This window comes from Coriobacteriia bacterium (assembly GCA_014859305.1).
Lineage (GTDB): Bacteria > Actinomycetota > Coriobacteriia > Anaerosomatales > Kmv31 > Kmv31.
In genome coordinates this window covers 1-13,713 of record JACUUM010000053.1, presented here as the reverse complement: position 1 = coordinate 13,713, position 13,713 = coordinate 1, and the positions used below count along the sequence as shown (strand labels likewise).

Below are 13,713 nucleotides of genomic sequence, written 5' to 3'. Positions count from 1 at the left end.
CGAGCAGCGCGGGCAGCAGCAGCATGACGACGAAGAAGCTCACGATCGCCCCGCGGGCGATGAGCAGCGTCAGGTCGGAGATCGTGGAGACGCTCGAGAGGAACACCAGCCCGATCGTCGCCGCGAACATGGTGCTCGCGCTGACCAGGATCGAGGGCCCCGCGCCGCCCACGGCCTCGCGCAGCGCGGTCTCGCGGTCGCGGTGGCGCGCGAGCTCTTCCTCGTAGCGGGTGGTCAGGACGATGGCGTAGTCGACCGTCGCGCCGAGCTGGATGGCCCCGATGGCCAGAGCGGCGATGAACATGACGTCTCCCCCGCCGAGGGCCGCCAGGCCCTGGTTGAAGTAGATGGCGAGCTCGATCGCGCCGAGCAGGATCGCGGGTACGGCCAGCGACCGGAAGACGAGCGCCACGATGAGCGCGATCGCCGCGACCGAGATGGCGTTGACGCGCCCGACGTCGCCCCTGGAGGTCTCCTCCATGTCATTGAACAGCACGCTCTGCCCCGTGACGTGCGCCGTCCCCGGGTACCCGGCGGCCACGCCGCGCAGCTCCGCCACGACCTCCTCGGTGCGCGGGTCGCTGAAGTCGAAGGAGACGTCCGCGGTCGCGTACGTGTAGCCCTTCTTGAAGAAGCCCTCGCGCGCCTCGCCGGGGATGAACTCGGCCGGTATGAGCGGCGAGACCACGCCGGTGTACGACATCACCCCGGTCACACCGTCGACCTGCTCGACCCTGCCGGTCAGCTCGTCGATGTGGGCGACACGCCCGGTGTCCTCGGCGACGATGAAGAAGCTCTGCGCGCGCCCGAACTCGTCGGCGAGCTTGTCCGAGGCCGTCATGGAGGGAAGGTCCTCGGGAAGGGCGCTGTCGAGGTCGTAGGTCAGCTCCACCCGGCCGTAGAGCCACAGCGCCGGCACGAAGGCGAGCACGAACAGGACCGAGACCGCCCCCGCGTGCCGCGCGAGCCACCCGCCGAGGCGATGGAAGTCGGGCAGGCGGACCCTGTGCGCGAAGCGGCGGATGGGCGCGTCGGCCAGCAGCAGCAGCACGGGCAGGATCGTCATCACCGCGATCACCGTGATGAAGACGCCGCGCGCGAGCGTGAGCCCCATGTCGGCGCCGAACCCCAGCCGCATGACGACGAGCGCGAGGAAGCCGGCGATCGTCGTCATCGAGGCCGCGGCCACGGACTTGAACGTCGCGGTCATCGCGGTGGCCATCGCGGTGTCGTTGTCGGAGAGCTTCCGCTCCTGCTCGTAGCGGTGGTAGAGGAACAGCGCGTAGTCCATGGTGACGGCGAACTGCAACGCGAAGACGATGACGCCCGTGAGGTAGGACATCTCCTGGCCGAGGTAGAAGGACAGCCCCAGGTTGTAGACCACCGCCAGGCCGATCGTGACGACGAAGAGCAGCGGAACGATCACCGACGGGATGGTGAGCAGCAGCGCGACGGCCACGAGCACCAGCGCCGCGCCGGCGAGCCTCGTGCGCTCCGCGTTGATGACGTCCTCGAGCTCGATCTGCTGGGTGCCGGCGATGTCGTACTCGCTCCCGCCGAGGACGTCGCGCAGCTCCTCGACGGCCGCCCGGGTGGCGGGCTCGTTCGCCGAGCCGGCGAAGTTCACCTGGAAGAACGTCGCGCCGTCGGAGTAGAACGCCTCGGCCAGGTCGCCCTCCCAGAACTCTCGCGGGACGGTGAAGTCCCCGAAGTCGTCGACCCAGCGGACGGCGTCGACGCCTTCGATGCGCTCGACGCGCTCGACGATGTCCGCGACCTCTCGGTCCGACAGCCCGGCGACCATCACCTGCGCCGCGTTGCCGAGGCGGAACTCGTCGGTGAGGATCCGGAAGCCCTTCACCGAGTCGAGGTCGTCGGGCACGTACGAGAGCATGTCGTAGTTGATCTCCGCGTTCGCCAGCCCGAACACGCCGAAGACGAGCAGCACCGCGGCGATGCCGAGGACGGCGCGCTTGTTCCGCACGACGAGCCAGGCGAAGCGGTTCAGCATCGCGTGATGCCCTGCAGGAAGAGGCCGGTGATGAAGGCGGCGAGGTCGGCCGGCTCGCTCGCGACGAGCTCGGAGTGCGGCGCCGCCAGGGCGCCCGCCACGACGCGCGTGTGCAGCAGCGCGAACAGGGACTCGGCGGCGAGATAGGGATCGACGGGCTCGAACTCGCCGGTCTCGATGCCCTCCGCGATCACCGAGGCGATGGCCTGGATGCTCTGCGAGATGCCGGCGAGCACCTCGCCGGCCAGCGCGCCTTCCGGGTCGGTCATCGGGCGCATCAGGATCCGCACGAGGTTGTGGTGCTCGAGGGTGACCCGCACGCGCGCCTCGATGAAGGCCGCGAGCCTCTCGGTCGGCGAGCCCTCGCCCTCCAGCGCCGTGCGCGTCGGCGGGCCGAAGAGCGTCCCCGCCCGCTCGACGAGCGCCCTGAGCAGGGATTCCTTGTCCGTGTAGTGGTAGTAGATGAGCCCGGTGGATACGCCGCAGGCCTGCGCGATGTCCGCGATGCTCGCCGCGTCGTAGCCGCGACGGCCGAAGAGCTCCTCGGCGCACTCGAGGATCCGGTCGCGGGTCGTGGGCTCGGTGGATGGCATCGGGCTCCGGTGCGTCGCAGGTGGCGGCGACGGTCGTGGCCGGCGCGGGCGTCACGGCGCGCGGGCCTCGGGGCTGACTGAGCGCTCAGTCAAGGATTGCGCCGGTGACGGCGGAGAGTCAAGCGGACAGCGCCGACGACGCCACCGCCGGCGGCGCACGCCGAGGGGCTCGGACCCCCTCAGGCCTCTGTTGCTGGAGGGATGGCGAGGGGGGTCGACTCGCGGGGCGGCTGTACCTCGACGATGTCGTTGAAGGAGGTGAAGTCGATGATCACGTGGACGTCGGCCAAGAACGGCTGCCGCACCTGCATCGTGATCTCCTCGCGCACGGGAAGCAGGTCGTCCTCGGCGATCCAGGCCTCGACGAGCATCTCGCTCCCCGAGGCGATCTCCTGAACCAGCGCGGCCTGCTCGGCGCCGATGCCGCCGGCGTCCTCGGCCGCCTCGGTCAGGGCCGCGAGGTCGATGGTGAGCCGGTAGCGCCTGCACGGGCGGCCGTCCACGGTCTCGCGACCGGTCTCCTCCACTCCGTCGAACGCGGAGAAGCAGTCCAGAAACTCGCCCGGGCTGGCTCCGTACCCCAGCGGCGAGGAGCCGGGCTGACGGTACGCCGCCATGGAGATGCTGTACCATCGCTCGTCCGGCGGGAGACGCAGATAGACCGCGTCCTGCGTGATGATCTCCTCGAACCGGCGAACGTCCGTCCCGGCCGTGATGGTCCCGGCGAACCGTGCATCTCCAGTGAGCAGCAAGACGCCGTCGGCCTCCATGCTCAACTCGGCGTCGTCCGAGGTCATGGTCATCCGCATCGTGAAGCTCGCCGAGGACACGCCGCTGAGACGCTTCGTGGTCTCGGCGAGGGCCTCCTCGGGGGAACCCCCGCCGAACATCCATAGGGACACCGCCAGAACCATGCCGAATCCCAGCGCCAGAGCGCCCGTCACGACGAAGAGAAGCCTCAGCGCCCTCATGCGATCCCTTCGGTTCCGTCGTCAGGCGGCCGCAGAACGGGCTGTATGAGGTCGAACGTGACCGGCGACCGGCCCGGTGCCTCCGACAGCCGGGTACACCATGCTTCGGCTCGCGGGCAGCGGGGCTTGAGGAGCGCGAGCCGGACAGCGCCGACCAACGGCGACTGGAAGGATGCCGCGCGCGAGCTCCTCGGCCTTGAGCGGCTGGAGCGGCGGGAGTACGAAGACGCCTTCAGGACGTGGTCCATGGAGGAAGACCGCGACATGCTGCGCCGTCACCTGACCGACGAGCGCCGCCACGAGCAGATGCTGCACGAGGTCACGACGCGGATCCAGGACCCCGACGCGAGCCCGAAGGTGATAGGGCCGGCCCCGATGGACGAGGCCGGCCCTTTGCAGCCGTCACTGCCCGCGCGGGCAGCGCCGAAGCCACCTCCTAGTGGGTGATCCACCCGCCGTCGATGACGAGCTCCTCTCCCGTGACGAACTTCGACTCGTCCGAGGCGAGATACAGGTAGCCCTGAGCGATGTCCATCGGCTCGCCCGCGTGCGGCGGCAGGGGTGTCTCGCCCTTCATCATCTCTCCCATGGCCTCGCGCGTGGGAATCCCGAGCGCGACGGCCATCCGCGATCCCCGAGGAGGACGCGAAGGTGCTGCTGCGTCTCGATCGGGCGCCGCAGTCCGACACGGAGCGCCTGCTCGTGAACACGTTCCGCGCGTTCGACCACCTGCGCGACCTCCTGGACGAGCCCTTCTCCCGCGAGCTGTTCACGCACATGCGCGACCTGCTCCTCGACGGTGTGGACCCGGAGGGACTCGGGTCCGAGCCGCCGCTTCAGGGCATCCTCGCAAGGACCGAGGACCAGGACGCCGAGAGGCAGCGGCGCTTCGCCGGCCGCCAGATGGACCTGATAGCGGCGTACCTGAACCGGGAGTCGTCTGACCCCGACGACCTGCCGGTGCTGCAGGGACAGGTCATGGCCGACGCGTTCCGCTTCTACCGCCCGCTCGGCAACGTCTCGAGCCAGGTCGGGCGCCTCTCAGCGCGTCTGTTCGCCCTTAAGAACGGCCTTCCGGTCCTCGGGCTCCTGCCGATATCACGCGCGAAGGTCGACTGGGAGACCGGCCTCATCAACCCGCCGCTGGTCTCCCTCGACAGCCGCATGCACGTGGAGCTCAACCAGCGCAGCCCGCGGGACGTGACCCCCCACCAGACCCTCGCCGCCCAGCTCACGCTCATCACACTGAGGGACCTGGAGTCGCACATCGAGGCGTGGGAGCGCCGCGACGAGGAGATGCGGGAGATCCTCCGGAGGGACCCTGCGCTGAACCACCGTCAGCGCTCGGTGCTGGCCCGGGCGCTCCGGGACCCGGAGGCGGAGTTCCGGATCCGCTACCACAAGACGAACCACAGCATTCACTACACGACGGCGCGCCGGGACCTTCTCGAGCTCCAGGAGAAGGGCTACCTGCTCATGGAGCAGCAGGGCAAGGCCTTCGTCTTCCTCCCCGGTCCTGGTCTCGACGAGCTGCAGGCGGCGAGGTCGGGGCGGGACGACTCCTCACGCCACTTCGCAAGGGCGCCGAGGGAGAGGATCGCCACGCCGGCGAGCGAGAGCAGGATGCCCGCGACCGCGCGGGGCGAGAGACGCTCGCCGAGGAACGCCCAGGCCGCGACAGCGACGAGCAGCGGGACGATCGCCGAGATCACTCCCGCCTGCGACGCGCTCGTGAAGCCATGCCGTACCCTTCGAGCAGGAAGTAGAGGCACGGCTCGAGCGGGCTCAGCCCGGCGAGCCACCTCCAGTCGCCGAGGCGGTAGTCGGGACGTGGCACGGACCGGACGAAGGGCAGAAGCAGAAGCGTGCCCAGGGACATGCGGATGAAGACCACCGCCATCGGCCGGAAGCCGGTGAGCGCCACCTTCGTCGCCGTGAAGCTCGTGCCCTAGAGGAAGACGGCACCGGCGAGGAAGAGGAAGGACAGCGGTCCGCGGGGCGCGTCAGCGCGGTCGGTCAACGGAAGCTCCGTTCGGTCGGGGTCGCCGTCACCCTAGCGAGCTCCCGCGCGAGCTGTGACGGCCCCACGTCAACGGGGCATCGGTGACCGGTTCGGCACTGCCGCGCCTCATCGCCAGATCTCCATCCGCTTCCCGGTCGAGTCCTGCAGCGACTCGCCGGAGAGGACCTCGGCCTCACCCCGCCACTTGCGCTCGGCAGTCCAGCAAGCCGCGGCGGCGTCCATCAGGTCGTCCAGCGCAAACCGATGACGGCCCAGCGCCTCGAGGTCGATCTGGGATACGTCCAACACCCCACGATGGTCGAGCAGCCGCAGCCGCTCTATGACGCCCTGGGCCGACTTCTTGCCGAACCTCATCGGTCGGTCGTCGTTCATCGCTAGGAAGCTCAGCTCCGGGTGCACCTCGAAGTACACGTCCTGCCTGTCCGAGGTGACGAACTCGTCGACCTCCCGCAGCTTGGGGACGAGCCCGAACGACTGCCTCGATATCCCGAGCCGATGCGGTGAGCTAGCCCTGCTGAGGTCGCACGCTTCCTCGTACGAGCGGGCTTGCAGAACGGCTCGGACCGGAGGCGAGAAGACGCTCGACCTGCGCCCGGCGAGCAGGCGCCTCGCGGCATCGTCGCACGGACGGCCGGCGGGAACCGCCGCTTCCAGAAGCCCGATGGGCATGTCGATCCCCACCGCCACAGGCGACTGCGGCAGTAACGAAGCGACCTCGTCCAGCGCTTCGATCATGCCGAAGAGCGCACGCCTGCCATCGATATCCCTGCCGACGACGACCCAGCCGATGGGACAGCCGTCGACTCCCGCGACCCATATCACGGCTCAGCCGCTCCAACCACCTGCGCCAAATCCACACTCGCCACGCTACGCCGAATCCGCCACCGGCCCCTCGCCATGCTCCTGTATCGCCGCGAGGAACGTCTCGCCGTACCGCTCGAGCTTGATTGCTCCCACGCCGCTCACGCTCAGGAACTCGGCCGGGGTCTGAGGTCGTCGGGCCGCCATGTCCGCCAGGGTGGAATCATGGAAGATGGCATAGGCAGGGACGCCCTGCTCGCGAGCGAGTTCCAACCGGACTTCCCGCAGCCGCTCGAACAACGCCTTGTCGCCGGGCGCCGAGAGCGCGGCGGCTGCCTCCCGAGCCGCCCCCCTCTGGCCACGCTTCGCTCGCTCGACGCGCACTCGGGGTCGAGCCAATGACACGGTCTCTCCCCCGTTCAGCACCGCCGCCGCCTTCTCTGTCAGCTTCAGAGTGGAGTAGCCGCCGATGTCCTGCGTAAGATAGCCCCGGTGGATCAGTTGCCGGATCAGGCTCTTCCACGCATCGGCACTCAGGTCCTTGCCGACGCCATAGGTCGGCAGCTCGTCATGACGCCACCGTCGGATTCGCTCGGTATCGCCACCTCTCAGAATCCCGACCACATGCCCGATACCGAACCGCTGCCCCGTGCGCCAGACGCACGAAAGGGCCTTCCGGGCCTCGACGGTGGCGTCGAAGATCTCGGGCGGATCGAGACACACATCACAGTTTCCGCACGACTCCTGCATCGTGCCGCCGAAGTACCCGAGGAGCACGCGACGCCTACATGTCACCGCTTCAGCGAAGGCGACCATCGCGTCGAGCTTGTGGAGCTCGATCCTTACCTGCTCGGGATTGCCGCCCGACTCGATAAGGCGGCGAGCCGTCACGACGTCCTGCATTCCGAACAGCAGCAGCGCCTCTGCCGGAGCGCCGTCCCTGCCGGCGCGGCCGGTCTCCTGGTAGTAGCTCTCGGTGTTCTTCGGCATGTCGTAGTGCACCACAAAGCGAACATCGGGCTTGTCGATGCCCATCCCGAACGCAACCGTCGCGACCACGACCTGCACCTCGTCGCGCAGGAACGCTTCCTGGACTCGCCCGCGCTCCTCCTTCGCAAGCCCTGCGTGGTACGGAGCCGCGACAATCCCCTCGGACCTCAGCTTGCGGGCCACCTCTTCGACCCGCTTACGGCTGAGGCAGTAGACGATGCCGGGCTCTCCCTCGTGCGCCTTCAGGAAGTCGGAGAGTTGCGTGGCCGGATCGTGCTTCTCGACGACGGTGTAGCGGATGTTCGGCCTGTCGAAGCCGCCTTCGTACGTGCAGTCTCTCGTGAGCCCGAGGCGCTGGATGACGTCGTCGCGTGTCTGAGCGTCGGCAGTCGCGGTCAGTGCGATGAGCGGGACACCCGGGAAGAGGTCGCGCAATCGGCCGAGCTCGACGTACTCGGGGCGGAAGTCGTGTCCCCACTGTGACACGCAGTGCGCCTCGTCGATGGCGAACAGGGATACCCGGACCCGCCGAAGGAGACTGAGGAACCCGTCCATCATGAGCCGCTCAGGGGCGACGTAGAGCATGTCTAGACGACCGCCGAGGAGGTCGCTCACCACCGCACGTGACTCGTCCTCGGAAAGCGTGGAGTTCAGGTATGCCGCCTTGGCCCCGCACTGCTTGAGAGCGTCGACCTGGTCCTTCATCAGGGAGATGAGAGGCGAGACCACGATTGCGGTTCCTTCGCGGATGAACGCCGGAATCTGAAAGCAGAGCGACTTGCCGCCACCGGTCGGCATGATGACGAAGGCGTCCCCACCCTCGATCACGCGGTCGATGACCTCGCGCTGCAGCGGGCGGAAGGTCTCGTAGCCGAAGACCGAGCGGAGGACGGCGGTGGGCGCGTGAAGATCCCCGATCACCCGTACCCCTCCAGGAAGTCCTCTTCCTCGTGCTTGCCTGCGCTGCGGCTCTTCTCGACACGCACCATCACCGGGATTCTAGTGAACTGCCCTGACAACAGCGCCTCGCCGGTGTTGAGGTTGGGCAACGTCTTCGCCTCGTCCTCACCCATCGTCTCGACCACGTCGCGGATGTACTTCTGGTCCGCCGGGTTCACGATGCGCAGGATCAGGAAGCTGTTCGCCTGCGATAGGACCGTCGCGTCCAGCCGGCTGGGGCGCTGGCTGATGAACACCAGCCCCATGCCGTACTTCCGTCCCTCGGTGGCTATCCGCTTGAGCACGGGCAGCGAAGGCGCTCTTGTGTCGTCAATCCTATTCGGTATGAAGTTGTGCGCCTCTTCGACGACCGTCAGGAACCTCGGGCACTTCTCGTCGATCCGGTCATCCATGAGCTGGGACATCACTGCAGCCACGATCGACTGACGCAGCTCGTCGGAGTAGCCCTCCAGCGAGATGATGGACACTGTATGTGGGGAAATGAGTGTGTGCAGCTTCGATGTCGGCGGAAGTTGTTCCGGCGGAGGCATTCCGGGCTTCCTGGAAAACTTGTTGTTCACCTTCTTCATGTGAGCGTAGCGCGCTCCTGCGCGGCTGCACTTCCTTGCCGCGGCAGTCGCCGTACTTCCACCAACGTTTAGCCCTTCTGCCAGGTCACGGATCGGATTAGGGAGGCGCTCGGTCTCGCGTTCCGACTTGAAGTCGTAGACCCTATCGCAGAACTCAGCTACCGCGAAGAAATGGTCATCAGCCACACACTTCTGCAGCCGCTGAAGTCCCATCTTCTCAAACGCGACAGATGCCTGATGCCACTTGTCACCATCTCGAGCGATCAGCACGGCCCCCTTGACAAACGGTTCCTGTGCCTCCGTAATCTCGACTCCAGCAAGCCCCGATATGTACGAAACGACTTGGTCAGGCTCTTCGTCAGCGATCCGGATCTCCGGAAGATACGTCGTCACCTTGGTCTTCTTCGCGATATGCAACCCGGCATAGTCACCATGCGGATCGAAGATCAGGATCGGGTAGCCCTTCACCATCAGCTCTTCGAGGAGCTTGCGAGTCGCCACCGTCTTGCCGGCACCCGTGGAGGCGAGCACGGCGAGGTGGCGCGAGACGACGGCGTGCCCGTCCACGTACACGCTGACGTCGCGATTCCCCCGCTCCTTGCCGAGGAACAGCCGACGGTGCTCCTTCGTGTCGCCCACCAGGAACGCCTCGATCTCGTCGGCCGGCGGGACGTAGACCTGGCCCGCCGGCTGCACAGGATACTTCGGAGGCTCGAGGCGGCCGTCGCGCTGCACGCCGATCACCTTGCACTTGGCCGTGATCATCTCGCGCGACATCGAGATCACCGAGTCGACCGGGTCGCGCCCCTGGAACGCGAGTTCCTGCGCGGCTTCACGCGGGAACAGCGGGTTCAGGCGCTCGATCGAGCCTACCTTCGCCCATACGCGGAAGCGCTCGCCGTCCTCCCACGTATCCAAGGCGACAAGGTCCTGCGTCCGGACCGAATCCGGCTTCACCTGCATCTGGAACTCCATCGTCGAGCTGACGCCGACGACGGTGCCGACGGGGCGTTCCTCCTCCAGCGCTGGAACAGGGAGCTTCTCGACGTTGTCCAACATCATTCCGCCTTCGGTCGGAGATCCTTCGCGCGCCCGCCTCCGCCACCCACGAGCAACCGCCCCTTCAGCGCCTCGACATCCGTCATCTCGAAGTACTCGCCCGTCAGCAGCCTGCCGTACTGCGACAGGACCAGGTGCCGGTAGGCCTTGGTCATCCACCCCGGTATCGCCGCGTACTTGTCGACGATGTCCAGCCCGATCGGGAACGCGTAGTTCGGGAGCAGCGACGCGTACTCGAATGCTCTGCCGAGGATCTCGGCGAGCACCTCGGCGCCGTACCCGGCGGGCGCCTCGATCCGCATCGGGTATTTCGCCGAGGACGTCCGCACGAACGTCGTTTGGACGCGCGGAAAGAGCTCGACGCGGTCGTCGCTGATCTTCATGCTCGGCTCTTGGGGATACCACGCGAGGTGCTCACCGCGTTCAAGCGTCAGCGCGAGCAGGATCGGGTCGTTGTAGCGGGTCGCGTCGAGGATCGCCTCCGTCTGGACCGACGAGGCCCGCCCATGCAACTCGAGGGCGGCCAGCAGCTTCTCGAAGACCTCAGGCCTCGTCCGGAGCATACGCCTGACGACCTGCCGAGTGATTCCGCGCCCGAACGAGCGCTCGACTGCCCCGCACACGATGACGCCTTTCTCGGCAGCGCGCTTGAACACGTAGTGCTGCAGAAAGGCCATCATGCAGACCGCCGGGAGATGCTGGTCTCCGATGTCACGGCTGCACCGTTCACTTCCGCGCAAGGGGCACGCCGTGCACCAGGCGGCGAACTGCCCCAGCACCAGCAGCACGTGCTGACGCTCGTCGCGGCCGAGCATCTGCTCGTAGTCCTCCGGATAGAACCAGTGCTCGAAGAACGGGCCGCTCACGAACTGCAGCGGGCCGTGCAGCATCAACAGCTTGACGTCCCCGAACCGTTCGTCCTCCAGCGCCGTGACCATTGCGCCGAACTCGACGAGGTGCCGCACGACGTCGCCGTACTTCGAGTTCGCCTTCAGCCCCCCGCGCAGCTGGCCGAGCATCAGCGGGAAGTGGTCGAAGGTCTCACGCGTCTCGAGGTCACGCTCCCTGGGCTTCACTCGGAAGATCCCCGCGCGGACGATGAGCGGAACGGCGATACCGACGTCGATTCGGCTGAGGCCGCCGTCGATGAACGCCACAGCCGAGGAATCCGTCTCGACCCGCGTCACCCGCTCGATCAGATACTCGCCTGAGCCGGACCTGAACTCCTCGCGCATAGCGCGCGCCAGCCCGAGCGTCGACTTGAAGTAGTCCTCGCGGAGCTCCTCAGCGACCGTCAAGGCGTTCTCAGCGATGCGGACGAAGAGGTCCGGGTCCTGGTGAAGCCGAGTTATGTCGTCGTGGTCGAGCGACATGCGCCCCCCTCAAGAACGTCACTTGAGGGTAATCGGCTTCAAACCCAGACAATTTGAGCTGGCCAAGCCGAAAGGCGCGCGATACCCTACTCAGCCGGCAACTGCCCTAGGAACCACTCGAAGGCCGTCAGCAGCATCTCGAACCGCCGCTCGTCCTGGAACAAGGCGAGACGCAGGGTGGGATAGAGGTCGGCCTGTTCCGGCGCCAGCTCGATATCCGGCACTCGATTCAGCTCTTCGAGGAACCCGTTTCTGATTGCGGCGCGATCGAACGGCGGCGCCTTCATCAACTGACCGAAGCGCAGCTCCAGATACCCGTTGCTCCAAATGACGGCGAGAGAGTACTCGTGTCCGCCGCGAGCCAGGTCCAACACCATCGCGCCATCCCGGGTTCCGCGACCGTATCGCTGGGAGAAGCCGTGTGAGCGGAACCAATCCACGAGATGCCTCGCTACGGCGACCTCTTCCTCGGAGTTGCGCTCCTCCAGATCGCCAAAGAAGGTGACTTCATCCCACGGCTTCGAGGTCCGCGCCGAAGCTGTCTTCTTGATCTTGGCCTCAGCGGTCTGGCCGATGAGCCGCGGAACGAGTGCGGTACTCCCGCCTCCGGAATACTGCGTCACCTCGATAGCGAGGACCTCGGTTGGGTCCATGTGGGCATTCAGATACTCGACGATACGGCGGAGTTCTGGTGCGACCGAGTCACAAACGAATAGCAGCCGGATCTTGCCAGCCTGCAGATTAGTCTTCGCCCTCTCCCAGAACTCATCCATGTCTTCCTCGACGCCTAGAAACTCTCCGAGAACGTCGACGTCATCAGCGCCACGTGACTGACAGGTCCGAGCGAAGGCCTCCTGCATCCGCTCGACCGCTATGTACGCGACAGAGTTGGCTGCATAGTCGAGCATCTGTGCCACGACTTCACGACGTGAGCGAGTGTCGCTGTGCCTCTTCACCTCCACAAGCGTCGGCACAGCATCCTGATCCAAGAACAGGTGGTCGAGTGAGAGCTGCGATCCGCCCTGCTCGGACATTGGTATGCCGAACTCGCGCGAGACCAGCAACCACCTACGGGGCTCTTCCGAATCGATCTGCTCACCGGCGAGGAGATGGGGGTAGGTCGCCAGATAGCCCTGCAAGAGCCCCTCGTCCTTGTACGCTGACTCTCGTAACTCGACGAGTCCGTCATCACTCATCAGGTAGATGCCGCCGCTCATATCACTCCTTCAACCGCAGTCGCAAGCGAACTCACCCCTTGAACACCGCCTGTCCGTGCCAATCGAGCAACTGCCGTTCAGGCAGATGTCTTGCATCCACAGGAAGGGCCATCTCTCGGCCGTCCAGCCGGTAGTACGACCTGCCGTTGTTGTAGTCCTCGCGGAGGGCATCCCCAACACGGAAGCGGTAGTCCGGAGTCACGGTGACGTAACCGAGATCGAACAAGCGATGGATATCGCTCCGCAGCGCGAGACCATTGGACACGTCGTGAACGCCGCCATCCGCATACGGCATGATGTGAGCGGCGTCGATGACCGGAAGCGAATGCTCACCCGTTATGGAGCAGCATCGATCGTAGGCGTCGATGACGGCGATCCTGAAGGTTCCCTGTCCGAGCCTGGGGCGGACCGGCACCGGTTCGCCGTATCGGACGGCTTCCTGCATGAGAAGGCCCGACCCGCAGTCCTCTCGAACACGGGCGGCGCGTTCCATGCACTCCGTGAAGAGACGGAGTCCCTCTCCAGACATCAAGTCCTGGTATCGCCCGCGGACGATATTGGGCTGCCAGTCGGCGAGGTCCGCCACCCACTGGTCTTCGGAGAAGAAGATGGGGGATGCGATCATGATGCAGCCGATCTCGCCTTCGCCGCGCGCTTCGGTCGAACCGGAGTTCCTGCGGCGGTACTTGTCGATGCGCGCCTTCATCTCGGGGTAGCCTTGGGCACCGTTCTTCGCTCTGAACGCCTCCCATGCGAGCCAGGCGGGCAGACGACTGTACTTCGCGACGTAGCCGAAACCGCCGATCGCGTTGTAGGGAGACTTGAGCCGGAAGAAGAAGGGCGTTCCGGGTTCCGCCGTGAACCCGCCGCCTTTGGACGGCTGCCAGAAGTTCACCTCGTCGATCCCCTCTTGCGCGCGAAGGAACGTGAACCAGTCGAAGTCCGTGTTTGCGACGAAGCCTCTCACTCGACTTCCTCCCGCGCGGCATCCAGCCCGCTGCCCATCATCGCACATGCCCGAGCAGGCCCCGTCAGCCTCCGCCGTCTCTGCCATAATCGTCCCTGAAGCGCCCCGCCCCCAGGAGCCCCCATGCTCGTCTACCAGGGCCTCAAGTCCGACTTCATCGACGACGTCGAGCGCGACGT

Annotated in this window: 12 protein-coding genes and 1 pseudogene; 1 reads left to right on the top strand and 12 read right to left on the bottom strand. The window is 66.4% G+C overall.

From position 1 onward, the window contains the following. From IBX62_09430 to IBX62_09420, 3 genes are all read right to left on the bottom strand, one after another. Positions 1-2,011, bottom strand: a 2,011-nt coding sequence (locus tag IBX62_09430) for an MMPL family transporter (GenBank protein ID MBE0477304.1), incomplete at its 3' end; no start/stop codon positions are given. Further along, a complete protein-coding gene (locus IBX62_09425; protein MBE0477303.1) occupies positions 2,005-2,604 on the bottom strand; it encodes a TetR/AcrR family transcriptional regulator in 600 nt (199 codons plus the stop codon). The genes IBX62_09425 and IBX62_09430, both read right to left, overlap by 7 nt. A gap of 179 nt (positions 2,605-2,783) precedes the next feature. Then, complete coding sequence (locus IBX62_09420; protein MBE0477302.1) at positions 2,784-3,575, bottom strand: hypothetical protein; 792 nt, start codon at positions 3,573-3,575, stop codon at positions 2,784-2,786. A 45-nt stretch (positions 3,576-3,620) separates the two neighbouring features. On the opposite strand from IBX62_09420, the gene IBX62_09415 reads away from it, so the two are divergent. Continuing rightward, positions 3,621-4,022, top strand: coding sequence for a ferritin-like domain-containing protein (locus tag IBX62_09415; GenBank protein MBE0477301.1), 402 nt, complete (start codon positions 3,621-3,623; stop codon positions 4,020-4,022). Here the strand turns inward: IBX62_09415 and IBX62_09410 are convergent. The 9 genes and pseudogenes from IBX62_09410 to IBX62_09370 form a co-directional block, all read right to left on the bottom strand. After that, a pseudogene (locus tag IBX62_09410) lies at positions 4,012-4,125 on the bottom strand (SDR family oxidoreductase). The gene IBX62_09415 and the pseudogene IBX62_09410 overlap by 11 nt on opposite strands. A gap of 916 nt (positions 4,126-5,041) precedes the next feature. Then, positions 5,042-5,287 (bottom strand): DMT family transporter, encoded by a 246-nt coding sequence (locus IBX62_09405; GenBank protein ID MBE0477300.1) that lies wholly within the window; start codon positions 5,285-5,287, stop codon positions 5,042-5,044. Beyond that, positions 5,284-5,499, bottom strand: a complete 216-nt coding sequence (locus tag IBX62_09400; GenBank protein MBE0477299.1) for a hypothetical protein — start codon at positions 5,497-5,499, stop codon at positions 5,284-5,286. Before IBX62_09400 ends, IBX62_09405 begins: the two co-directional genes overlap by 4 nt. 204 nt (positions 5,500-5,703) lie before the next feature. Beyond that, positions 5,704-6,420, bottom strand: coding sequence for a DUF429 domain-containing protein (locus IBX62_09395; protein ID MBE0477298.1), 717 nt, complete (start codon positions 6,418-6,420; stop codon positions 5,704-5,706). Between the two features lie 45 nt (positions 6,421-6,465). Then, positions 6,466-8,307, bottom strand: coding sequence for a DNA helicase RecQ (gene recQ / locus IBX62_09390; GenBank protein ID MBE0477297.1), 1,842 nt, complete (start codon positions 8,305-8,307; stop codon positions 6,466-6,468). Further along, positions 8,307-9,980, bottom strand: coding sequence for an ATP-binding protein (locus tag IBX62_09385; protein ID MBE0477296.1), 1,674 nt, complete (start codon positions 9,978-9,980; stop codon positions 8,307-8,309). The genes recQ and IBX62_09385 overlap by 1 nt, the downstream gene beginning before the upstream one ends. Then, complete coding sequence (locus IBX62_09380) at positions 9,977-11,350, bottom strand: hypothetical protein (GenBank protein ID MBE0477295.1); 1,374 nt, start codon at positions 11,348-11,350, stop codon at positions 9,977-9,979. The genes IBX62_09385 and IBX62_09380 overlap by 4 nt, the downstream gene beginning before the upstream one ends. 86 nt (positions 11,351-11,436) lie before the next feature. Further along, positions 11,437-12,567, bottom strand: a complete 1,131-nt coding sequence (locus tag IBX62_09375) for a hypothetical protein (GenBank protein MBE0477294.1) — start codon at positions 12,565-12,567, stop codon at positions 11,437-11,439. A gap of 31 nt (positions 12,568-12,598) precedes the next feature. Beyond that, a complete protein-coding gene (locus tag IBX62_09370; GenBank protein MBE0477293.1) occupies positions 12,599-13,534 on the bottom strand; it encodes an HNH endonuclease in 936 nt (311 codons plus the stop codon). Positions 13,535-13,713: the final 179 nt, after the last annotated feature.

Bases quoted from the DNA above. Each gene is read 5' to 3' on its own strand.
- IBX62_09375 (MBE0477294.1), bottom strand. From the start codon at position 12,567: ATGAGCGGCGGCATCTACCTGATGAGTGATGACGGACTCGTCGAGTTA.
- IBX62_09385 (MBE0477296.1), bottom strand. From the start codon at position 9,980: ATGATGTTGGACAACGTCGAGAAGCTCCCTGTTCCAGCGCTGGAGGAG.
- IBX62_09415 (MBE0477301.1), top strand. From the start codon at position 3,621: ATGAGGTCGAACGTGACCGGCGACCGGCCCGGTGCCTCCGACAGCCGG.
- IBX62_09420 (MBE0477302.1), bottom strand. From the start codon at position 3,575: ATGAGGGCGCTGAGGCTTCTCTTCGTCGTGACGGGCGCTCTGGCGCTG.
- IBX62_09380 (MBE0477295.1), bottom strand. From the start codon at position 11,350: ATGTCGCTCGACCACGACGACATAACTCGGCTTCACCAGGACCCGGAC.
- IBX62_09425 (MBE0477303.1), bottom strand. From the start codon at position 2,604: ATGCCATCCACCGAGCCCACGACCCGCGACCGGATCCTCGAGTGCGCC.